The organism is Pseudomonas grimontii, from assembly GCF_007858185.1.
Classification (GTDB): Bacteria; Pseudomonadota; Gammaproteobacteria; order Pseudomonadales; family Pseudomonadaceae; genus Aquipseudomonas; species Aquipseudomonas grimontii.
Map to the genome: position 1 here is coordinate 137,043 of NZ_VFES01000004.1, position 21,233 is coordinate 158,275.

At 62.3% G+C, this 21,233-nt stretch carries 19 protein-coding genes; 10 read left to right on the forward strand and 9 right to left on the reverse strand.

The window, feature by feature from the left end:
- Nucleotides 1-70 precede the first annotated feature (70 nt).
- The 4 genes from FIV39_RS09065 to FIV39_RS09080 are packed head-to-tail and all read left to right on the forward strand — an operon-like array spanning nucleotide 71 to nucleotide 4,736.
- The gene (locus FIV39_RS09065; RefSeq protein WP_090402705.1) at nucleotides 71-544 is read left to right on the forward strand and encodes a MarR family winged helix-turn-helix transcriptional regulator; all 474 of its coding nucleotides are present in this window, start codon (nucleotides 71-73) and stop codon (nucleotides 542-544) included.
- Complete coding sequence (locus tag FIV39_RS09070; RefSeq protein ID WP_090402708.1) at nucleotides 541-1,992, forward strand: efflux transporter outer membrane subunit; 1,452 nt, start codon at nucleotides 541-543, stop codon at nucleotides 1,990-1,992. The genes FIV39_RS09065 and FIV39_RS09070 overlap by 4 nt, the downstream gene beginning before the upstream one ends.
- A 15-nt stretch (nucleotides 1,993-2,007) precedes the next feature.
- The gene (locus FIV39_RS09075; RefSeq protein ID WP_090402710.1) at nucleotides 2,008-3,207 is read left to right on the forward strand and encodes an HlyD family secretion protein; all 1,200 of its coding nucleotides are present in this window, start codon (nucleotides 2,008-2,010) and stop codon (nucleotides 3,205-3,207) included.
- Entirely contained in the window at nucleotides 3,207-4,736 is a 1,530-nt protein-coding gene (locus FIV39_RS09080; RefSeq protein WP_090402712.1) for a DHA2 family efflux MFS transporter permease subunit, read from the forward strand. Before FIV39_RS09075 ends, FIV39_RS09080 begins: the two co-directional genes overlap by 1 nt.
- Before the next feature lie 324 nt (nucleotides 4,737-5,060).
- Here FIV39_RS09080 and lpxH read toward each other — a convergent pair whose 3' ends face one another.
- Nucleotides 5,061-5,810, reverse strand: a complete 750-nt coding sequence (lpxH, locus tag FIV39_RS09085) for a UDP-2,3-diacylglucosamine diphosphatase (RefSeq protein ID WP_090402714.1) — start codon at nucleotides 5,808-5,810, stop codon at nucleotides 5,061-5,063.
- A complete protein-coding gene (locus tag FIV39_RS09090) occupies nucleotides 5,807-6,310 on the reverse strand; it encodes a peptidylprolyl isomerase (RefSeq protein ID WP_090402716.1) in 504 nt (167 codons plus the stop codon). The genes lpxH and FIV39_RS09090 overlap by 4 nt, the downstream gene beginning before the upstream one ends.
- Before the next feature lie 239 nt (nucleotides 6,311-6,549).
- Between FIV39_RS09090 and FIV39_RS09095 the strand changes: the two genes are divergently transcribed.
- Together FIV39_RS09095 and cysS are read left to right on the forward strand one after the other, a co-directional pair.
- Nucleotides 6,550-8,250: a glutamine--tRNA ligase/YqeY domain fusion protein gene (locus tag FIV39_RS09095; RefSeq protein ID WP_090402718.1), complete on the forward strand. Its 1,701-nt coding sequence runs from the start codon at nucleotides 6,550-6,552 to the stop codon at nucleotides 8,248-8,250.
- Nucleotides 8,251-8,287: 37 nt separating this feature from the next.
- Nucleotides 8,288-9,676 (forward strand): cysteine--tRNA ligase, encoded by a 1,389-nt coding sequence (gene cysS, locus FIV39_RS09100; protein ID WP_090402720.1) that lies wholly within the window; start codon nucleotides 8,288-8,290, stop codon nucleotides 9,674-9,676.
- A 437-nt stretch (nucleotides 9,677-10,113) separates the two neighbouring features.
- Here the strand turns inward: cysS and FIV39_RS09105 are convergent, their stop codons facing one another.
- The 7 genes from FIV39_RS09105 to FIV39_RS09135 form a co-directional block, all read right to left on the reverse strand.
- A complete protein-coding gene (locus FIV39_RS09105) occupies nucleotides 10,114-10,452 on the reverse strand; it encodes a Na+/H+ antiporter subunit G (protein ID WP_069076526.1) in 339 nt (112 codons plus the stop codon).
- Nucleotides 10,449-10,727, reverse strand: coding sequence for a K+/H+ antiporter subunit F (locus FIV39_RS09110; RefSeq protein WP_005789171.1), 279 nt, complete (start codon nucleotides 10,725-10,727; stop codon nucleotides 10,449-10,451). Before FIV39_RS09110 ends, FIV39_RS09105 begins: the two co-directional genes overlap by 4 nt.
- On the reverse strand, nucleotides 10,724-11,212 hold the full coding sequence (locus tag FIV39_RS09115) for a Na+/H+ antiporter subunit E (protein ID WP_090402722.1): 489 nt from the start codon (nucleotides 11,210-11,212) through the stop codon (nucleotides 10,724-10,726). The genes FIV39_RS09110 and FIV39_RS09115 overlap by 4 nt, the downstream gene beginning before the upstream one ends.
- Nucleotides 11,209-12,891, reverse strand: a complete 1,683-nt coding sequence (locus FIV39_RS09120; RefSeq protein ID WP_090402724.1) for a monovalent cation/H+ antiporter subunit D — start codon at nucleotides 12,889-12,891, stop codon at nucleotides 11,209-11,211. The genes FIV39_RS09115 and FIV39_RS09120 overlap by 4 nt, the downstream gene beginning before the upstream one ends.
- Nucleotides 12,888-13,232, reverse strand: coding sequence for a Na+/H+ antiporter subunit C (locus FIV39_RS09125; RefSeq protein WP_003192163.1), 345 nt, complete (start codon nucleotides 13,230-13,232; stop codon nucleotides 12,888-12,890). Before FIV39_RS09125 ends, FIV39_RS09120 begins: the two co-directional genes overlap by 4 nt.
- Nucleotides 13,232-16,153 carry a monovalent cation/H+ antiporter subunit A gene (locus FIV39_RS09130; RefSeq protein ID WP_090402726.1) on the reverse strand — a complete coding sequence of 974 codons (2,922 nt, stop codon included), beginning with the start codon at nucleotides 16,151-16,153 and terminating at the stop codon, nucleotides 13,232-13,234. Before FIV39_RS09130 ends, FIV39_RS09125 begins: the two co-directional genes overlap by 1 nt.
- A 174-nt stretch (nucleotides 16,154-16,327) precedes the next feature.
- Complete coding sequence (locus tag FIV39_RS09135; protein WP_090402728.1) at nucleotides 16,328-17,257, reverse strand: DMT family transporter; 930 nt, start codon at nucleotides 17,255-17,257, stop codon at nucleotides 16,328-16,330.
- Nucleotides 17,258-17,349: 92 nt separating this feature from the next.
- On the opposite strand from FIV39_RS09135, the gene FIV39_RS09140 reads away from it, so the two are divergent.
- From FIV39_RS09140 to FIV39_RS09155, 4 genes are all read left to right on the forward strand, one after another.
- Nucleotides 17,350-17,913: a helix-turn-helix domain-containing protein gene (locus tag FIV39_RS09140; RefSeq protein WP_090402730.1), complete on the forward strand. Its 564-nt coding sequence runs from the start codon at nucleotides 17,350-17,352 to the stop codon at nucleotides 17,911-17,913.
- A 154-nt stretch (nucleotides 17,914-18,067) separates the two neighbouring features.
- Nucleotides 18,068-19,264, forward strand: coding sequence for an SfnB family sulfur acquisition oxidoreductase (locus FIV39_RS09145; RefSeq protein ID WP_090402732.1), 1,197 nt, complete (start codon nucleotides 18,068-18,070; stop codon nucleotides 19,262-19,264).
- An 11-nt stretch (nucleotides 19,265-19,275) separates the two neighbouring features.
- On the forward strand, nucleotides 19,276-19,602 hold the full coding sequence (locus tag FIV39_RS09150; protein WP_090402734.1) for an acyl-CoA dehydrogenase: 327 nt from the start codon (nucleotides 19,276-19,278) through the stop codon (nucleotides 19,600-19,602).
- The gene (locus FIV39_RS09155; RefSeq protein WP_090402736.1) at nucleotides 19,602-21,005 is read left to right on the forward strand and encodes an LLM class flavin-dependent oxidoreductase; all 1,404 of its coding nucleotides are present in this window, start codon (nucleotides 19,602-19,604) and stop codon (nucleotides 21,003-21,005) included. Before FIV39_RS09150 ends, FIV39_RS09155 begins: the two co-directional genes overlap by 1 nt.
- The last annotated feature ends 228 nt before the right edge of the window (nucleotides 21,006-21,233 follow it).

Genomic DNA, 21,233 nt, shown 5'->3' on the forward strand with positions numbered 1-21,233 from the left:
GACTTTCGCTGCCTAGGCAGTAACATCTGGTCATACATTCACTGCCTAGGCAGTAATAAGGTGACTTCCGATGCCTCACTTCACCCCTGAAAACTTCCACAACTGCCACCTCGGGCTGTTGCTGGGCCGCGCGGCGCTCCTCAAGGACCGCATCATCGACACCCATATGGAACCCCACGGCGTTACGGCCGCGCAGTTCAAGGTGTTGATCATCATGGCGCAGTTCGGCGTCGACACCCCGGCGGAGTTGTGCCGCAACCTGTCCCTGGACAGCGGTTCGATGACCCGCATGCTCGACCGCCTCGAGCAGAAAGGCCTGCTGGATCGCAAGCGCTCCGAGCAGGACCGTCGCCAAGTGCGGTTGGTCCTAACCCCGGATGGCCAGCGCCTGGCGGACATGCTCCCGTACATCGGCGCGCAAGCCTTGAACCAGCTGGCCGGGGCGTTGGAGCCCGGCGAGTTGCAAACCCTGGAACGGATCCTCAAGAAAATTCTGATAGCTGCCGGTGACCCCATCACCCTGCAGCGGGTAGGTAAAGAATGAACACACGTGCCCTTTGCCTGGTGCTCGTGGCCATGAGTGTGGCCGGTTGCGCCAACTTCAGCGGCCTCGACACCCAGGGCAAGCGCCTCGACGCCAACACCTTGCAAACCGGCAAATCCCTCAGCGGGGTGACCCTGTCGAATGCCGCCTGGCCCAGCGCCGACTGGTGGAAAAGCCTCGGCGACCCGCAGCTCGACGGCCTGATCCAGGAAGCCCTGCAAAACAGTCCCGACATGCAAGTCGCCAGCGCCCGTGCCCATCAGGCCGAAGCCGCCGCCTATGCCGCGAATGCCGCGCGCATGCCGACCCTGGATGCCAGCGCCGGCGTGAGCCGTTCACGCCTGGCCAAGGACCAGGATCCGCGTGGCGAAGGAGACGCCTATTCGACCGTGCGTAATATCGGTGCCAGCTTCAACTACAACTTCGACCTCTGGGGTGGCCAGCGTGCCGCCTGGGAAGCCGCGTTGGGCCAGGCCCGCGCCGCCGAAGTCGACCAGCAGGCCGCGCGCCTGACCCTCGCCGCCGATGTGGCCAAGGCCTACAGCGACCTGGGCCAGGCGCATATCGTGCGCGACCTGGCCGGCGATGACCTCAAGCGCACCCGGCAAATGCTCGACCTGGGCAAACGCCGCCTGGCCGCGGGCATCGACAGCCAGTACCAGTACCAGCAAACCGAAAGCCTGGAAGCCAGTTCCCAGTCGCAATTGATCGATGCCGACAAACAACTGCAGAGCGCCAAGATCGCCCTCGCGGTATTGCTCGGCAAAGGTCCGGACCGAGGTAACGAACTGGCCCGCCCGAATGTGCTCAAACCCGCCGCTGTCGCCGTGCCTTCGGTGTTGCCCGCCGAGTTGCTGGGTCGGCGCCCGGACCTGATCGCCGCGCGCTGGAGAGTCGAGGCTGCCAGTAAGGACATCGCCGCCAGCAAGACGCGTTTCTACCCGAACCTCAACCTCAGCGCGAGCGCCGGGGCCGAGTCGTTGCTGGGCGATGCGATGTTCGGCTCGGCCAGCCGCTTCTTCAATATTGCGCCGACGATCTCACTGCCGATCTTCGATGGCGGCCGCCTGCGCGCCGACCTCGATGCGCGCGATGCCGACTACGACCTGGCGGTGGCCCAGTACAACAAAACCCTGGTGCAAGCCTTGGGCGATATCGGCAACACCCTTTCGCAACTGCGCGAAACCGGTCGGCAGATCCAGGCCCAGCAACACGCCACGGACATTGCCCAGCAGTCTTACGACACCGTGGTTCAGCGTTACGGATCAGGGGTCGGTAACTACCTGGACGTGCTCAGCATCGAGCAGCAATTGCTGCAGGCCCAGCGTCAGCTGGCGACCCTGAATGCCGGGCAAATCGATCTGTCGATTCAATTGATGCAGGCCCTGGGTGGCGGATACAACGCCGACAACGTGGCGTCGACCACCCCAGCCACACGCACGGAATAATTTGAGGTATTTGTCATGGCCACTGCCGAAAACACTAACGCTACAGAACAACCCAAAGACAACAACCCGCGCAAACGCAAACTCATGCTGATTGGCCTGGCGCTGATCGTCATCCTCTGCGTCGTGGGCGTATGGGCCTGGCACGAATTCTACGGGCGCTTCAACGAAAGCACCGATGACGCCTATGTGAACGGCAACGTGGTGGAAATCACTCCGTTGGTCACCGGCACCGTGGTCAGCATCGGCGCCGACGACGGCGACCTGGTCCACGAAGGCCAGGTGCTGATCAACTTCGACCCCAACGACGCCGCCGTCGGCCTGCAAAGTGCCCAGGCCAACCTGGCCCGCACCGTGCGCCAGGTGCGTGGCTTGTACAGCAACGTCGATGGCATGAAAGCCCAGGTCAACGCACAGAAAGCCGACGTGCAAACCGCCCAGGACAATTTCAATCGTCGTAAGACCCTGGCCCAGGGCGGCGCGATTTCCCAGGAAGAACTGTCCCACGCCCGTGACAGCCTGACCGCCGCCAAGAACGCCCTGACCAACCTTGAGCAACAACTCAAGACCAGCAACGCGCTGGTGGACGATACCGTGATCTCGTCGCACCCGGACGTGCAAGCGGCCGCTGCGCAACTGCGCCAGGCTTACCTGACCAACGCCCGCAGCACCTTGATCGCACCGGTCACCGGCTATGTGGCCAAGCGCACCGTGCAACTGGGCCAGCGTGTGCAGCCGGGCACTGCGTTGATGGCGGTGATCCCGCTGAACCAGCTGTGGATCGACGCCAACTTCAAGGAAACCCAACTGCGCGACATGCGTATTGGCCAGCCGGTGGACATCGAGTCGGACATCTATGGCAGCGATGTGAAATACAGCGGCACCGTGGATAGCCTCGGCGCCGGTACCGGCAGTGCGTTTGCCCTGCTGCCGGCGCAGAACGCCACCGGTAACTGGATCAAGATCGTGCAACGGGTGCCAGTACGCATCCACATCAATGCCGAAGAGCTGGCCAAGCACCCGCTGCGGGTCGGCTTGAGCACCGTCGTCAATGTCGACCTGCATGACCAGAGCGGCCCGGTGCTGGCGCAACAGGCGCCGCAGAAGGCTTCGTTCACCACCAACGTGTATGACCGACAATTGGCCGAGGCTGACGCCATGATCACCCAGTTGATCCATGACAACAGCATCGCCGCGCCCAAGGCTGTGCAACGCTGATGAGCAATAACGCCTCCTTCACGCCACCCAGCCTGTTGATGGCCACTATTGGCCTGTCGCTGGCGACCTTTATGCAGGTGCTCGACACCACCATCGCCAACGTGGCGTTGCCGACTATTTCCGGCAACCTCGGCGTGAGTTCGGAGCAGGGCACCTGGGTGATCACCTCGTTTGCGGTGAGCAACGCCATCGCCTTGCCGCTGACCGGCTGGCTGAGCCGGCGTTTTGGCGAAGTGAAGCTGTTCTTGTGGGCCACCATTCTGTTTGTGCTGGCGTCGTTCCTGTGTGGTATTTCCACCTCGATGCCCGAGTTGATCGGTTTCCGGGTGCTGCAAGGCCTGGTGGCCGGGCCGTTGTACCCGATGACCCAGACGTTGCTGATCGCGGTCTACCCCCCAGCGAGGCGTGGCATGGCCTTGGCGCTGCTGGCGATGGTCACGGTGGTGGCGCCGATTGCCGGGCCGATCCTCGGCGGTTGGATCACTGACAGTTACAGCTGGCCGTGGATATTCTTTATCAACGTCCCCATCGGCATCTTCGCGGTGATGGTGGTGCGTGCGCAGCTCAAGAAACGCCCGGTGGCGACCAGCTACCAACCGATGGATTACGTCGGGCTGCTCAGCCTGATCGTGGGCGTCGGCGCGTTGCAGATCATCCTCGACAAGGGCAACGACCTGGACTGGTTCGAATCCAACTTCATCATTGTGGGCGCGGCGATTTCGGTGATTGCCCTGGCGGTGTTCATCATCTGGGAAATGACCGATAAGCACCCGGTGGTCAACCTGCGGCTGTTTGCCTACCGTAACTTTCGCATCGGCACGATTGTGTTGATCCTGGGCTACGCGGGCTTCTTCGGTATCAACCTGATCCTGCCGCAATGGCTGCAAACCCAGATGGGCTATACCGCCACCTGGGCCGGCCTGGCGGTGGCGCCGATCGGCATCCTGCCGGTGCTGATGTCGCCGTTTGTGGGCAAGTACGCGCACAAGTTCGACCTGCGCCTGCTGGCAGGCCTGGCGTTCCTGGCAATTGGCTTGAGCTGCTTTATGCGCGCGGGTTTCACCAATGAGGTGGACTTCACCCACATCGCCCTGGTGCAGTTGTTCATGGGCATCGGCGTGGCGCTGTTCTTCATGCCGACCTTGAGCATCCTGATGTCCGACCTGCCACCGCACCAGATTGCCGACGGCGCCGGTCTTGCGACCTTTCTGCGGACCTTGGGCGGCAGTTTTGCGGCATCGTTGACCACCTGGATCTGGATCCGCCGGGCTGACCAGCACCATGCGTACATGAGCGAGAACATGACCACCTATGACGCGGCCACCCGCGACGCGCTGCAGGCGCTTGGTGGGGCAGGGCACAAGGCTTATGCGCAACTGGACCAGATCCTCACCAGCCAGGCGTACATGATGTCCACCGTGGATTACTTCACGTTGCTGGGGTGGATGTTCATGGGGTTGATGTTGCTGGTGTGGCTGGCGAAGCCGCCGTTTGGCGCCAAGGCCGGGCCGGAAGCAAGCGGCCACTGATCCGCACGGATTGGAATGCAATCAAATGTGGGAGGGGGCTTGCCCCCGATAGCGGTGTGTCAGCCAAAAATAGGCTGACTGATCCACAGCCATCGGGGCATAAGTATCTACACAACTTCAGTAGGATAACGCGTAGCAGCTGTCGAGCCTTGGCGAGGCTGCGTTTGCGGCGCGTCTGACACACCGCCGACGCAGCCTCGCCAAGGCTCGACGCTGCTACGCAGGGGGCTCGGCTCAAGATGTGTAGATACTTATGGCCATCGGGGGCAAGCCCCCTCCCACATTTTGATCTCTGTTCACATTGGATCAGTGGTGTTTGATATATCAGGCGCCAGGCAACGCCAGCTGCGGATTGACGAAGTCAAACGCCGCCAACTGAAACCCTTGCTCATCCGCCTGCAACGCCCAGCCCTGCTTGTCCCAATCCCCCAGCACAATGCGCTTGGCCGCCTGGTCACCAATCTGCAACTTATGGATCGCCGGGCGGTGCGTATGGCCGTGGACCAGGGTGCGTACGCCGAACTGCTGCATCACCCGCGGCACTTCCTCGGGCGTGACATCGACAATGTCGTTGGCCTTCATGCGCGTTTGCGCGCGGCTTTCACTGCGCAGCTTGCGCGCCAGCCGGTGGCGGGTGCGCAACGGCAAGTGACGCAGGATAAACAGCACAACCGGGTTACGCAGGATGCGCCGCAGCTTCATATAGCCAAGGTCGCGGGTGCAGAGGCTGTCGCCGTGCATCAACAGCACGGGTTCGCCTGCGAGCTGCACGACACTCGGATCCTTGAGCAAGGTGGCGCCTGCCGCTTTGCAGAACGCCTTGCCGAGCAGGAAGTCGCGGTTGCCGTGCATGATAAAAATCGGGGTGCCGCTGTCGCTCAGCTCGCGCAGAGCCTCGCAGATCGAACGCTGGAAGGGCGTCATCCCATCGTCGCCAATCCAGGCTTCAAAGAAGTCCCCCAGAATGTACAACGCCTGGGCGCCACGGGCGCGGCCGTGGAGCAGATCCAGAAACGCCCGGGTAATGTCCGGGCGCTCCTCTTCCAGATGCAGGTCTGAAATCAGCAATATCACCCAACGATCTCGGCTTTCTCGATGATCACGTCTTCTGCTGGAACGTCCTGGTGACCGGCCTTGGAGGTGGTCTGCACGCCTTTGATCTTGTCGACGACGTCAGTGCCTTCGGTGACTTTACCGAACACGGCGTAGCCCCAGCCCTGGGTGTTCTTGCCGCTGTGGTTCAGGAAGGTATTGTCGGCCACGTTGATGAAAAACTGCGCGGAGGCCGAATGCGGCTCCATGGTACGGGCCATCGCGACGGTGTACTTGTCGTTGGAAAGGCCGTTGTCCGCTTCGTTCTGGATGCTTGGGCGCTTGTCTTTCTTTTCTTTCATGCCAGGCTCGAAACCGCCGCCCTGGACCATGAAGTTGCCGATAACACGGTGGAAAACCGTGTTTTCGTAGTGGCCGGCGTTAACGTATTCGATGAAGTTGGCGACGGTGATCGGCGCTTTCTCGGCGTTCAGCTCGATGACGATGTCACCGTGGTTGGTGGTCAGTTTGACTTGAGTCATGTTCACTACTCTTTTCAGGGAATTCGTGGGTTTGGACGCCTGGGGCGCCTTACCGGGTTGGCGCAATGGCGACCAAGGCGCGCAGTTTAGCGTGCCCAGCAGGAATTTCGAGGTGGTTTTTTACCAGCGGTGCGTTAAATGCACCTCAACGCTGTCAGCGCCTTGACAGCATCAGCTATGATACGGCCTTTGTTTTATCTGGCCCCACCTGGCCACGAACCTGTCTGTTCAAGGATCCTATGAGCAAGCCCACTGTCGACCCTACCTCGAATTCCAAGGCCGGACCTGCCGTCCCGGTCAATTTCCTGCGCCCGATCATCCAGGCGGACCTGGATTCGGGCAAGCATACGCAGATCGTCACCCGCTTCCCGCCAGAGCCCAACGGCTACCTGCACATCGGTCACGCCAAGTCGATCTGTGTGAACTTCGGCCTGGCCCAGGAGTTCGGTGGCGTCACGCACCTGCGTTTCGACGACACCAACCCGGCCAAGGAAGACCAGGAATACATCGACGCCATCGAAAGCGACATCAAGTGGCTGGGCTTCGAATGGTCCGGTGAAGTGCGCTATGCCTCCAAATATTTCGACCAACTGTTCGATTGGGCCGTCGAGCTGATCAAGGCCGGCAAGGCCTACGTCGACGACCTGACCCCGGAGCAGGCCAAGGAATACCGTGGCACCCTGACCGAACCGGGCAAGAACAGCCCGTTCCGCGACCGTTCGGTAGAAGAGAACCTCGACTGGTTCGCCCGCATGCGTGCCGGTGAGTTCCCGGACGGCGCCCGCGTGCTGCGTGCCAAGATCGACATGGCCTCGCCGAACATGAACCTGCGCGACCCGATCATGTACCGCATCCGCCACGCCCACCACCACCAGACCGGCGACAAGTGGTGCATCTACCCGAACTACGACTTCACCCACGGTCAGTCGGACGCCATCGAAGGCATCACCCACTCCATCTGCACCCTGGAGTTCGAGAGCCATCGCCCGCTGTACGAATGGTTCCTCGACAGCCTGCCGGTACCGGCGCACCCGCGTCAGTACGAATTCAGCCGCCTGAACCTGAACTACACCATCACCAGCAAGCGCAAGCTCAAGCAGTTGGTGGATGAAAAGCATGTGCATGGCTGGGATGACCCGCGCATGTCGACGCTGTCGGGCTTCCGCCGTCGCGGCTACACCCCGGCGTCGATCCGCAACTTCTGCGAGATGGTCGGCACCAACCGTTCCGACGGTGTGGTCGACTACGGCATGCTCGAGTTCAGCATCCGCCAGGACCTCGACGCGAACGCGCCGCGCGCCATGTGCGTGCTGCGTCCGTTGAAAGTCGTGATCACCAACTACCCGGAAGACAAGGTCGACCACCTCGAGCTGCCGCGTCATCCGCAAAACGAAGCACTCGGCGTGCGCAAGCTGCCGTTTTCGCGTGAAATCTACATCGACCGCGATGACTTCATGGAAGAGCCGCCAAAAGGCTACAAGCGCCTGGAGCCGAACGGCGAAGTGCGCCTGCGCGGCAGCTACGTGATCCGTGCCGACGAAGCGATCAAGGACGCCGATGGCAACATCGTCGAACTGCGTTGTTCCTACGACCCGGAAACCCTGGGCAAGAACCCTGAAGGCCGCAAGGTCAAGGGCGTGGTCCACTGGGTGCCGGCCGCTGCCAGCATCGAATGCGAAGTGCGCCTGTACGATCGCCTGTTCCGTTCGCCGAATCCTGAAAAGGCCGAAGACAGCGCCAGCTTCCTCGACAACATCAACCCTGACTCCCTGCAAGTACTCACGGGTTGTCGTGCCGAACCCTCTTTGGGCGACGCACAGCCGGAAGACCGTTTCCAGTTCGAGCGCGAAGGTTACTTCTGCGCGGATATCAAGGACTCGAAACCCGGTCATCCGGTATTCAACCGTACCGTGACCTTGCGTGATTCGTGGGGCCAGTGAAGCCTTTGGCGGCTTTGCGTAGAAAGAAGGATTTGTCGTGCTAACGATCTACAACACACTCAGCAAGACCAAAGAAGTCTTCAAACCGCTGGATGGAAACAAGGTGCGCATGTACGTGTGCGGCATGACCGTGTACGACTACTGCCACATCGGCCACGGCCGCAGCATGGTTGCCTTCGACCTGGTGACCCGCTGGTTGCGTTTCAGCGGCTATGACTTGACCTATGTGCGCAACATCACCGATATCGACGACAAGATCATCAACCGCGCCAACGAGAACGGCGAGTCGTTCGACGCGCTGACCGAGCGCATGATCGCCGCCATGCACGAGGACGAGGCCCGCCTCAACATCCTCAAGCCGGATATGGAGCCGCGCGCCACGGACCACATCCCTGGCATGCACGCGATGATCCAGACCCTGATCGACAAGGGTTACGCCTACGCCCCGGGCAATGGCGACGTGTACTACCGCGTCGCCAAGTTCATGGGCTACGGCAAGTTGTCGCGCAAGAAAATCGAAGACCTGCGCATTGGTGCGCGCATCGAAGTCGACGAAGCCAAGCAGGACCCGCTCGACTTCGTGCTGTGGAAAGGCACCAAGCCCGGCGAGCCGAGCTGGGAATCGCCCTGGGGCGCCGGGCGTCCGGGCTGGCACATCGAATGCTCGGTGATGTCCACCTGCTGCCTGGGCGAGACCTTCGACATTCATGGCGGCGGCAGCGACCTTGAGTTCCCGCACCACGAAAACGAAATCGCCCAGAGCGAAGCCGCCACCGGCAAGACCTACGCCAACGCCTGGATGCACTGCGGCATGATCCGCATCAATGGCGAGAAGATGTCCAAGTCCTTGAACAACTTCTTCACCATCCGCGACGTGCTGGCAAAGTACCACCCGGAAGTGGTGCGTTACCTGCTGGTGTCCAGCCACTACCGCAGCGCCATCAACTACTCGGAAGACAACCTCAAGGACGCCAAGGGCGCCCTGGAGCGGTTCTACCACGCGTTGAAAGGTTTGCCCGCCGTTGCCCCGGCTGGCGGCGAAGCGTTCGTGGCACGGTTCACCGAAGTCATGAACGACGACTTCGGCACCCCCGAAGCCTGCGCCGTACTGTTCGAGATGGTGCGCGAGATCAACCGCCTGCGCGAGAGTGATCTCGACGCAGCGGCTGGCCTGGCTGCGCGCCTGAAGGAACTGGCCAGCGTGTTGGGCGTGTTGCAGATGGAAGCCGACGACTTCCTGCAAGCCGGCGCCGAAGGGCGTGTGGATGCGGCTGAGGTCGATGCGCTGATCCAGGCGCGCCTGGCGGCTCGTGCCAACAAGGACTGGGCGGAATCCGACCGTATCCGCGACCAACTGACCGCGATGGGCGTGGTGTTGGAAGACGGGAAGGGCGGGACGACGTGGCGGTTGGCTGATCAGGCTTGATGGGTAAACGCTGAATGAAAAACGCCCCGACTGGTTCGGGGCGTTTTTTTGCACACCGTTTTAGTGAGTGGCTCACCCGATCCAGTGTGGGAGGGGCGGTGCGACGATTCGACTTGCCCCCGATAGCCAAGGGTATCTACACAACTTTTCAGACCCTGACAAATCTCCCTGTGGCGAGCGGGCTTGTCCCGCGTTGGGCTGCGTAGCAGCCCCAGTAAAGAAGAACGCGGTGTATCGGACAGTCTGTAGAGGCTGGTTTTGGGGCTGCTACGCAGCCCAACGCGGGACAAGCCCGCTCGCCCAACAGCCCTATCTGCCGGGCGTTCAGCGTTGAGCATAGGACCAGTCAGCTCATCTGTAGCTGACCACCGCCATCGGGAGCAAGTCGAATCGTCGCACCGCCCCTCCCACATTTTTAACCGTGTTCGCCTCAGCGTTCAGCGGCGGCTGCTGACCTCGGCCGGTACATCATCACCAGCCATACGCTTGCGGAACAGCGCCGTACGGGCCAGCAGCAACGTGGTCACCGGCACGGTGATCGACAGCAAAATCGGAATCAACCAGCCGTGCAACACCGGCCCGGACTTGAGCACCGAAAAATAGATAATCGACGCCAACGCCACACTCCACGCGCCCAGCGTCGAGGCCAGTGCGGGCGGGTGCATGCGCTGGAAGAAGTCTTTCATGCGCAGCAAGCCAATCGCGCCGATCAGGGCGAAGACGCTGCTCAACACCAGTAGGACCGCGACGACGATTTCCATCCATAACGGCATCATTCAATCACCTCGCCACGCAGCAGGAATTTGGCCAGGGCAAACGAGCCCACGAAGCCGAACAGCGCGATCAGCAATGCCGCTTCAAAGTAGGTGTCACTGGCATAACGAATACCCAGCACCAGCATCATCAACATTGCCAGGATGTACAGGTAGTCCAGCGCCAATACGCGGTCCTGGGCCGACGGGCCTTTGAACAGGCGGATCAACGTCAGCACCATGGCCAGGGAGAACAGGAACAGGCTGAACAGGATCGCATTGGAGAGCAGGGCGCTCATTCGAAGATCTCCATCAGGGGCCGCTCGTAGGTGGTCTTGAAGTGCTCGATAAACGGCGCTTCATCCTCCAGGTCGAACACGTGCAGCAGCAGGATGCTGCGGTCCAGCGCCAGTTCCGACCAGATGGTGCCGGGGACCACGGTGGTGATCATCGACAGGGCGGCGAGGCCGTTGGGGTCGCGCAGGTCCAGGGGGATTTTGACGAAGCGCGAACGCGGTGGGCGCGAGCCGCATATCAGCACGCCCCAGGCCACTTGCAGGTTGGAGACGATCACGTCGCGACCGACCACGAAGAACAGGCGGATGATCACGCCGGGGCGGCGGATGCGGATCGGCAGCGGTCGCAGCGGCGCCATCAGCAGCGGTGCAAGGAAGCCCAGCAGCGCGCCCAGCAGCAAGTTGCCGGGGCTGACGGACAGGTTCAGCACCAGCCACAGCAACCACAACGCCAGGGACAGCCACGGGGCAGGCAACAAGCGCTTCATGGTTGCACCTCCAGCGCGGCGGTCTTGGCTTCGGGGCTTGGAACCGGGCGGGTCGCCATCACCGCCATGACGTAGTTCTCCGGATTGTTCAGGCTCTGGGCGGTGGCCTGGGTGTAGCGCATCAGCGGCTCGGCCTTGAAGGTCAGCAGGATGCTCAGGCCCAGCAGGAAGAAGATCGGCACGCACTCATAGCGGCGCAGCAAAGGCGATGGGCGTTCTTCCGGGGTCCAGAAGCGCTGGATGCCCAGGCGGGCGAAGGCGATCAACGAGGCCAGGCCGGACAGGATCAGCAACGCCATCAGGCCCCATGCCGCAGGGCGGATCGGGCCTTCCTGGCCACTGCCCAGGCCCAGGGGATTAACCAGTGCACTCAACAAACTGAGCTTGCCGATAAACCCGGACAGCGGCGGCATGCCGATAATCAGCAGGGCGCAGGCGACAAAGCTCAAGCCGAGGAAAGCCATGGTCCAGGGGATTACCTGGCCGACCACGGCTTTCTGCTCGTCATCCAGGTTGACGCCAGGACGCGGATGCAGCGACTCCATGGCCTTGGGCAGTGCGTCGATCTCTTCATCCAGCGGCAGGTCGTTGGCCGAGCGCGAACGCTCGATCAATTCGGCCAGCAGGAACAGCGCGCTCAGCGCCAGCGTGGAGCTGACCAGATAGAACAGCGCCCCGGCGGTCAGGCTTGGCTGGGCGAAGCCGATGGCCGACAGCAGGATCCCGGCCGAGACCAGGATGCTCAAGCTGGCCATGCGCTCCAGCCGCTGCGCCGCCAGCATTGCCAGCGCCGCGCAGATGATCGTAGCCATGCCGCCGTACACCAGCCAGTCGCCGCCAAACAACGCCGACGCGCCGGCCTGGCCGGAGAACAGCAGGGTCCACAAGCGCAGCACGGTGTACACGCCGACCTTGGTCATGATCGCAAACATCGCCGCCACCGGCGCACTGGCCGAGGAGTAGGCGGGGGCCAGCCAGAAGTTCAGCGGCCACATGCCGGCCTTGGCCAGGAACGCGGTGGCGAGGATCGCCGCACCCGCATGCAACAGGCCACGATCCGCCTCGGGCACCAGTGGGATTTTCAGTGCCAGGTCGGCGAAGTTCAGCGTGCCGGTCACGCCGTAGATCATCGCCGCGCCAATCAGGAACAGCGACGACGCCAGCAGGTTGATCGCGATGTAATGCAGGCCCGACGACACCCGCGCCCGGCCCGAGCCGTGCAGCATCAAGCCGTAGGACGCCGCCAGCAGCACCTCGAAGAATACGAACAGGTTGAACAGGTCCGCCGTGAGGAACGCGCCGTAGAGGCCCATCATCTGGATCTGGAACAGCGCATGGAAGCTGGTGCCGGCACGGTCCCAGCGGGCCATGGCGAACAGCAGCGCGCTCACGCCGATGATCCCGGTGAGCACCAGCATCAGTGCAGAGAGTTGGTCGACCACCAGCACAATCCCGAACGGCACCTGCCAGTTGCCCGGAAGGTATACGCCAATCGAGCCGGGGCCGCCTTTTTGCGTCCAGTACAACAGCAGGATCGCGATGCCCAGGCCGATGACGCTGGAGAACAGATTGATCTTGGCCTTCAGCGGGCGGCGTTTTTCGCCGAGCATCAGCATCAGGGCGGCGGTGAGCAACGGCAGCAGGATGGGGGCGACGATCAGTTGGTTGACCCAATTCATTCCTTGGGCTCCCGGCCGTCCACATGGTCAGTGCCGGTCAGTCCCCGTGACGCCAGCAGCACCACCAGGAACAGCGCAGTCATGGCGAAGCTGATCACGATCGCCGTGAGCACCAGGGCCTGGGGCAGGGGGTCGGTGTAGTTGAGCAGGTCTTGCGGCACGCCGTCCTTGATGATCGGCTCCTTGCCGATAAACAGGCTGCCCATGCTGAAAATGAACAGGTTGACCCCGTAGGACAACAGGCACAGGCCCATCACCACCTGGAACGTCCGCGGCCGCAGGATCAACCAGACGCCGGAGGCCGCCAGGACCCCAATGGCAATTGCGATGACTTCTTCCATCAGGCGGCTCCTTCGGTGGCGGCGACTACTTTGGCCTGGTTGCTCGGTTTATGCGCGCGCACCGACTGGTGCCCGAGGGCGGTGAGCATCAGCAGCGTCGAGCCGACGACCATGGCGTACACGCCGACGTCGAAGAACAAGGCGCTGGCGATATGAATATCGCCCAGCAGCGGCAGGCTGAAGTGCCAGGTATGGGTGGTGAGGAACGGGTAGCCGACAAACAACGCGCCGATCCCGGTCAGCGTCGCCGAGAACAGGCCGAAGCCCATCCAGCGCATCGGCCGCAGGCTCATCTGCGCCTCGACCCACTGGGTACCGGCGACCATGTATTGCAGGATAAACGCCACCGACATCACCAGGCCCGCGACAAACCCGCCGCCCGGTTGGTTGTGGCCGCGCATGAACAGGTAGAACGACACCACCACTGCAATCGGCAGCAGCAGGCGCACCAGCACCGCCGGCACCATCATGAAACCCAGGGCGGTGTCGCTGGCCTGGCGCGGGTTGACCAGGTCGGTGGCCACGTCCGGTGCCAGTTGGCGCTGTTGCGCGGGCAGTTGCATGCTTTCCTTGGACGGGCGGAAGCGCCGCAGCAGGGCGTACACGGTCAGCGCCACGGCGCCGAGCACGGTGATTTCGCCCAAGGTATCGAAGCCACGAAAGTCCACCAGCATCACGTTCACCACATTGCTGCCACCGCCCTCGGGCAGGGCGCGGCTCAAGTAGAACGAGGAAATATCGTTAGGCGTCTGGCGCGTCAGCATCGCGTAGGACAGCAGCGCCATGCCGCCGCCCACCACGGTGGAGAGCAGGAAGTCGCGCACCCGGCGAATCCGCGCCTTGCGCAAGGTATTGGGCAGTGGCCACACCTCTTCGATCCGTCGTGGCAACCAGCGCAGGCCGAGCAGGATCAGTACCGTGGTGACGACTTCCACCACCAATTGGGTCAGCGCCAGGTCGGGTGCCGAGAACCACACGAAGGTGACGCAGGTCATCAGGCCGCACACGCTGACCATGGTCAGGGCCGCGAGCCGGTGGTACTTGGCTTGCCAGGCGGCGCCCAGGGCACAGGCAATCGCCAGCAACCACAGGGTGACGAACACGATGGAACCCGGGATCTTCGGCCGGTCGCCCCAGGTAAGGCCGCTGTTGAGCATCGGGATCATGGCGCCGATCACTGCGACGATCACCAGCAGGAACAATTGGGTTTGCAGGCGCTTGGTGCTGATGCGTTTCTCGATCTTGCGCACCCCGCGCATCATCACCACCAGGCTGCGCTCGAAGCCGCGCTTGCCGTTGAAGTAGCTGATGATCGGTGGGTACTTGAAGCGGCCACGCTTGAGTTGCTTGCGCAGCAGCAGGTACAGCACCACGCCACCGGACATGGCCACCAGGCTCATGATCATCGGCGCATTCCAGCCGTGCCAGATCGCCAGGCTGTACTCCGGCAGCACGCCACCGACCACCGGCAGCGCGGCGGCGGCGAGGATCGAACCGACCACCTGGGCCGGGAAGATCCCCACCAGCAGGCAGGTAAACACCAACAGCTCAACCGGCGCGCGCATCCAGCGCGGCGGCTCGTGGGGCGTATGGGGCAGGTCGGTGGTGGGCGGGCCGAAGAACACATCGACCGTAAACCGCAGGGCGTAGGCCACGCTGAACGTACCCGCGATGGTGGCGATCACCGGCAGGGCGATTTCCACCCATTTTGTCGCCGAGATAAACACCGTTTCGGCGAAGAACATCTCTTTGGACAGGAAACCATTGAGCAACGGCACACCGGCCATGGAGGCACTGGCAACCATGGCCAGGGTCGCGGTAAACGGGATCAAGCGCACCAGGCCGCTGAGTTTGCGGATGTCCCGCGTGCCGCTTTCGTGGTCGATGATGCCCGCCGCCATGAACAGCGAGGCCTTGAAGGTGGCGTGGTTGAGGATATGGAACACGGCTGCGACGGCGGCCAGGGGACTGTTGAGGCCCAGCAGCAGGGTGATCAGCCCGAGGTGGCTGATGGTGGAATAGGCTAAAAGGCCCTTGAGATCATTCTGGAACATGGCGCAGTAAGCGCCGAGGAGGAGGGTGAGGGCGCCGGCACCGCCGACGATCCAGAACCATTCTTCGCTGCCGGACAGCGACGGCCACAGGCGGGCCAGCAGGAACACGCCGGCCTTCACCATCGTCGCCGAATGCAGATACGCCGACACCGGCGTGGGGGCCGCCATGGCGTGGGGCAGCCAGAAGTGGAACGGGAACTGCGCGCTTTTGCTCAGGGCGCCGATCAGCACCAGCGCGAGCATCACCGGGTACAGCGAATGTGCGCGAATCTGGTCGCCGGCAGCCAGCACCAGGTCCAGGTCATAGCTGCCGACGATATGCCCCAGCAGCATCACCCCGGCCAGCAGGCACAGGCCGCCCGCGCCGGTGACCATCAGCGCCATATAGGCACCGCGTCGCGCATCGGCGCGGTGGTGCCAGTAGCCGATCAACAGGAACGAGAACAGGCTGGTCAGTTCCCAGAAGAACACGATCTGGATCAGGTTGCCGGAAATCACCAGCCCGAGCATGGCACCCATGAAGGCCAGGAAAAACGCGAAGAAACGCGGCACCGGATCGTCCGGTGACATGTAGTAGCGCGCATACAGCGACACCAGCGCGCCGATGCCGAGCACCAGCATCGAGAACAGCCAGGCAAACCCATCCATGCGCAAGACGAAATTCAGGCCGAGGCTGGGCAACCACATGAATTCTTCGCGGATCACGCCACCGTGGGCGATCAGGGGGTAGAGCAGGGCGACTTGAACGGTTCCGACCAGGGCCACGAGGCCAGCCAGCAGGGATTCGGTGTTACGTGCATTATGCGGCAGCAAGGCCGCCAGACAGCTGCCAATGAACGGCAGAAGCAGTAGAACTATCAGGGACATAGGCTTCTAATCTGCGGGAGTTTGGGATGCATCATACGTGCCGCTTTCACGATCACCAAACGGCAAGATGTGGCAGGATCCTACAGAGGCAGTGGAAGGCGGCTACAAGCGGCAAGCTGCAAGATAATAGCCGACCGCGTATTTCTTGCAGCTTGCAGCTTGCAGCTTAAAGCATCACCTGCGACTTTCCGGTTCAACTTCGGCCTCGGCATCGACAACTTTCGAGCTGCTCCTCTTCATCTCACTCACAATCACCGCCACCACAATCAACGCCGCACCCAGCATCGCAATCGGCGGGAACCGCTCGCCGGCGATCCGCCCGACTACCCCTGCCCACACCGGCTCACCGGCATAGATCAACGTGGCCCGTGTCGGCGAAACGCTCTGCTGCGCCCAGTTCATCGCGACCTGGATCACCGCACTGGTCAGGCCCAGGCCCACCGCGCTGAACAGCAGCAGCCACGAAAACCCTGGCAGCGCCTCCCCCATGGGCACCACCATCAGGAACGACAGCAGCGACGCGGTAGCCAGTTGCACCACCGTCACCCGGCGTACGTCCACCTGCCCGGCAAACGCACTGATCAAAATGATCTCGGCCGCAATCGCTATCGCGCCGATCAATGTGGCGATTTCACCGGGGCTGAAATTCAACGAGGCACCGGCAGGACCGGTCAACAACATCAACCCGGCAAACGCCAACATGATGCCGATGCTCGGCATCAACCCCGGACGACGGCCCAGCACCAGCCACTGTAATAAAGGTACGAACGGGACATAGAGCGCGGTGATGAACGCCGACTGGCTGCTCAAGATCGTCTGCAGGCCAATGGTCTGCAAGCCGTAGCCGAACATGATTGCCACGCCGATGAACACGCCGGCCTTCAGTTCGAACAACGTCAGGTCGCGCAAGGTACGCAAGGAAAAGAACCCCACCACAATCGCCGCCGCCGCAAAGCGCAGGCCCACGAAAAACATCGGCCCGCTGACGGTCATGGCATGCTGCACCAGCAAAAACGTGCCGCCCCAAATCATGGTGATAAACACCAGGATGCATTCGGCTTTGCTGAAGCGGTTGAAACGCGACGGGGAGTTCGGGGTAGTCATGGCGGCTCGGTCTTGCAAGGGAAAGGCACGGACCGCACAATGCGCCGCACGCTGGGCAGTATACTGCGCACACCCACCCATTGAGCAATATAGTGCACAAAGAAAATCCACAACGGGCCTCGGTCCTGCAGCACGTCAGCCAGAACGTTCGTCGCCTGCGCCACGCCGCCGACCTGAGCCAGACCGCGCTCTCGGAAAAGTCCGGGGTCAGCCGGCGCATGCTGGTGGCGATTGAGGCGGGGGAAAAGAACGTCAGCCTGTCCACCCTCGACCGCGTGGCCGAAGCGTTGGATGTGGCGTTCAGCGACCTGATCCAGGCGCCGGATGTGCGCGATCACAGCCGCATCAACGAACTGGCCTGGGCGGGTGAAATCGACGGCAGCAAGGCGGTGTTGCTGGCCAAGGCCACGGCGCGGCGTGAGGTCGAGTTATGGGAGTGGCGCCTTGAACCGGGCGATCGTTATTGCCCGGACCCCGACCTGGAGGGGTGGAGCGAGCAACTGTTCGTCTTCGAGGGCAGCCTGACGTTGGTGGTCGGCGATCAGGAAAACACCATCGGCACCGGCGAATTCTTCATGTTCGCCAGCCACCAGCCCCATGCCTATCGCAATGACGGCCAGGTCGCCGTGCGCTTTGTGCGCAATGTGGTGATCTAACTGTTTGCCAGCCAACAGTGGATGCACACTTTGCTGGTTTGAAACCGCGGTTGTACGCCTATTTACGCAGCAACCACCTGATTTTACTGACGATTAAATTCAGGCACGACTCCTGCAATCACTCCAGTATCCCATCGGAGCCTGGAGTCGGCCCATGTCTGCCCACCCTCAACAACCTGCCCATATCATCCGCTCGGACGCGGAGGCCATCGAGGTCGCCAAGCGCCTGGCCGAACGCTTTGCCGTCGACGCCAGCGAGCGTGACCGTGAGCGTCGCCTGCCTGTCGCCGAGCTTGACGAATTTTCCGCCAGCGGCCTGTGGGGCATCACCGTTCCCAAGGCCTATGGCGGCGCCGAGGTGTCCTATGTGACGGTGGCCGAGGTGATCAAGTTGATCTCCGCCGCCGACCCGTCTTTGGGACAAATTCCGCAGAACCATCTGGGCGTAGTGGACATCCTCGTGCAAACCGCCACCGAGGAACAAAAGCTCCACTACTTCGGAAAAGTCCTGGCGGGTTATCGCTTCGGTAACGCCTTCTCCGAGGCCAAGAGCAAAAACGCCGGTACCTTCGATACCCAGATCCGCTTTCACGGCGACACCGCGCAAATCAACGGCGAGAAGTTCTACTGCACCGGCGCGTTGTTCGCGCATATCGTGCCCACCGTGGGTAATAACGAAAAGGGTCAGGCGTTCATCGGCCTCGTCGAGCGCGATGCGCCAGGCCTTACCGTCATCGACAACTGGGACGGCTTCGGCCAGCGCACCACCGCCAGCGGTGGTGTGACCCTCGACGGCGTGACCGTGCCCTTGAGCGCGGTGATTCCCGCCCACCTGGCGTTTGACCAACCCACGGCCGATGGGCCGATTTCGCAAATCATCCAGGCCGCCGTTGACACCGGCATTGCCCTCGGCGCCCTTGAACAGGCAAAAATCTTCGCGCGCCAGGCCCGCCCGTGGATCGACAGCCAGCAGGATCACGGCTGGCAGGATCCATTCACCATCGCCGCCATCGGTGATCTGGAATGGCGTGTGCACGGCACCGAAGCCATCCTCGCCAAGGCCGGCCTGGCTGTCGACCGGGCCCTCGCCGAACCGAATGAAGACACGGTTGCCCAAGCCTCGCTGGTGGTCGCCCAGGCCAAGGTCCTGTCGGCCGAAACCGCGTTGCTCGCCAGCAGCAAACTCTTCGAACTGGCCGGGACCCGCTCGGTCACCGCCAAGCACAACCTCGACCGCTTCTGGCGCAACGCGCGCACCCACACCCTGCACGACCCGGCCCGCTGGAAATACCACCTGATCGGCAACTTCGTGCTCAACGGCGTGAAACCTGCGCGCCACGCCTGGAACTGAGGACCTGACCCATGACCGCACTGACGCTCGCACGCCAACTGCTGGACAGCACCCGTCGCCACGTCGAAAAAAGCGATGACCCCTACGTGATCAGCCGCTTCGGCGATTGGCAGATTCGCGTGGATGTAGCGGCCGCCTTGCTTGAGCGCGCCGAAATCGATCCAAGCCCGGTCGCCCTCACCGAAGCGCAGATCGCCGCCGCTGAAGCCTTGCTCTTCGCCAGCAACACCGAATTCGAACTCACCGGCCAACGCACCGCGCTGCCACCGACCCTGGATGATCCGTTGCGCTGGAAGTACCAGGTCGTCGGCAACTACCACCTCAACGGAGTGCTGTGATGTCCCGTGAAATCCGCTTGAACGCCTTCGACATGAACTGCGTCGGCCACCAATCGCCGGGCCTGTGGGCACATCCGCGTGACCGCTCGTGGCAGTACAAGGATCTTGAGTACTGGACCGACTTGGCGAAGATCCTCGAGCGCGGCAAGTTCGACGGCCTGTTTATCGCCGACGTACTGGGCATCTACGACGTGTACAACGGCAATGGCGACGCGGCGATTCGCCAGGCGACCCAGGTGCCGGTCAACGACCCGTTGTCGCTGATCGCACCGATGGCGCTGGTCACCGAGCACTTGGGTTTTGGCCTGACCGCGTCGCTGTCGTTCGAACATCCGTATCCGTTTGCGCGCAGGCTCTCGACCCTCGACCACCTGACCAAGGGCCGCATCGGCTGGAACATCGTCACGTCCTACCTGGAAAGCGGCGCCAAGAACCTTGGCCAGAAAGCCCAGACCGAACACGACGCGCGCTACGACTACGCCGAGGAATACCTGGAGGTCTGCTACAAACTCTGGGAAGGCAGTTGGGAAGAGGGCGCGGTACTGCGTGACCGTGAACGGCGGATTTTCAGCGATCCAAGCAAAATCCACGAGATCCGCCACGTCGGCAAACACTTCCAGGTGCCCGGCATCCACCTGTGCGAACCGTCGCCGCAGCGCACGCCGGTGCTGTACCAGGCCGGTGCCTCCAGCCGTGGCAAGCAGTTCGCCGCCGAGCAGGCCGAATGCGTGTTCGTTGCTGCGCCGTCCAAGGTACTGCTGAAAAAGACCGTCGCCGACATCCGCCGCCGTGCGGCCGAAGCCGGGCGCGACCCGAATAAAATCCTGATCTTCAACTTGCAGACGGTGATCGTCGACGAGACCGATGCCAAGGCCAAGGCCAAGTTTGACGAGTACAAATCCTACGTCAGCTATGAAGGTGCGATGGCGCTGATCTCCGGCTGGACCGGGATCGATTTCAGCCAGTTCAAGCCGGATGAACCGCTCAAGCACGTGCACACCAATGCGATTCAATCGGCGGTGGAAGCTTTCTCCACGGCGGATCCGAACAAGGTCTGGACCCCCAACGAACTGGCCGATTGGGTCGGTATCGGCGGCTTTGGCCCGCTGTTCGTCGGCGGCCCGCAGACCGTCGCCGACCTGTTGCAGGAGTGGGTCGAAGAGACCGACGTCGACGGCTTCAACCTCGCCTATGCGCTGACTCACGAAACCTTCGTCGACGCCGTCGAGTGGCTGGTGCCGGAGTTGCAGAAGCGCGGCGTGTACAAGACCGAATACGCCCAGGGCACCTTGCGCGAGAAGTTGTTTGGCGACGGTGCAAGGTTGGGCTCGAACCACCCAGGCGCCGGCTACCGTGATCTATCAGGCTCACATAAAACCAATGTGGGAGGGGGCTTGCCCTAATGCCAGTCAGTTAAGGAGGAACACTGTAACTGTGGCGAGCGGGCTTGTCGAGTCGTCGCACCGCCCGCGTTGGGCTGCGCAGCAGCCCCAATAAGAGCGCTGCAGTGTGCCAGGCAGGTCCGGGGCTGTGTTTTGGGGCTGCTTCGCAGCCCAACGCGGGGCAAGCCCGCTCGCCACAGGTTACTGTTTGCCCGTTCTAGCATTAGGGCTTGCCCCCTCCCACAGTTG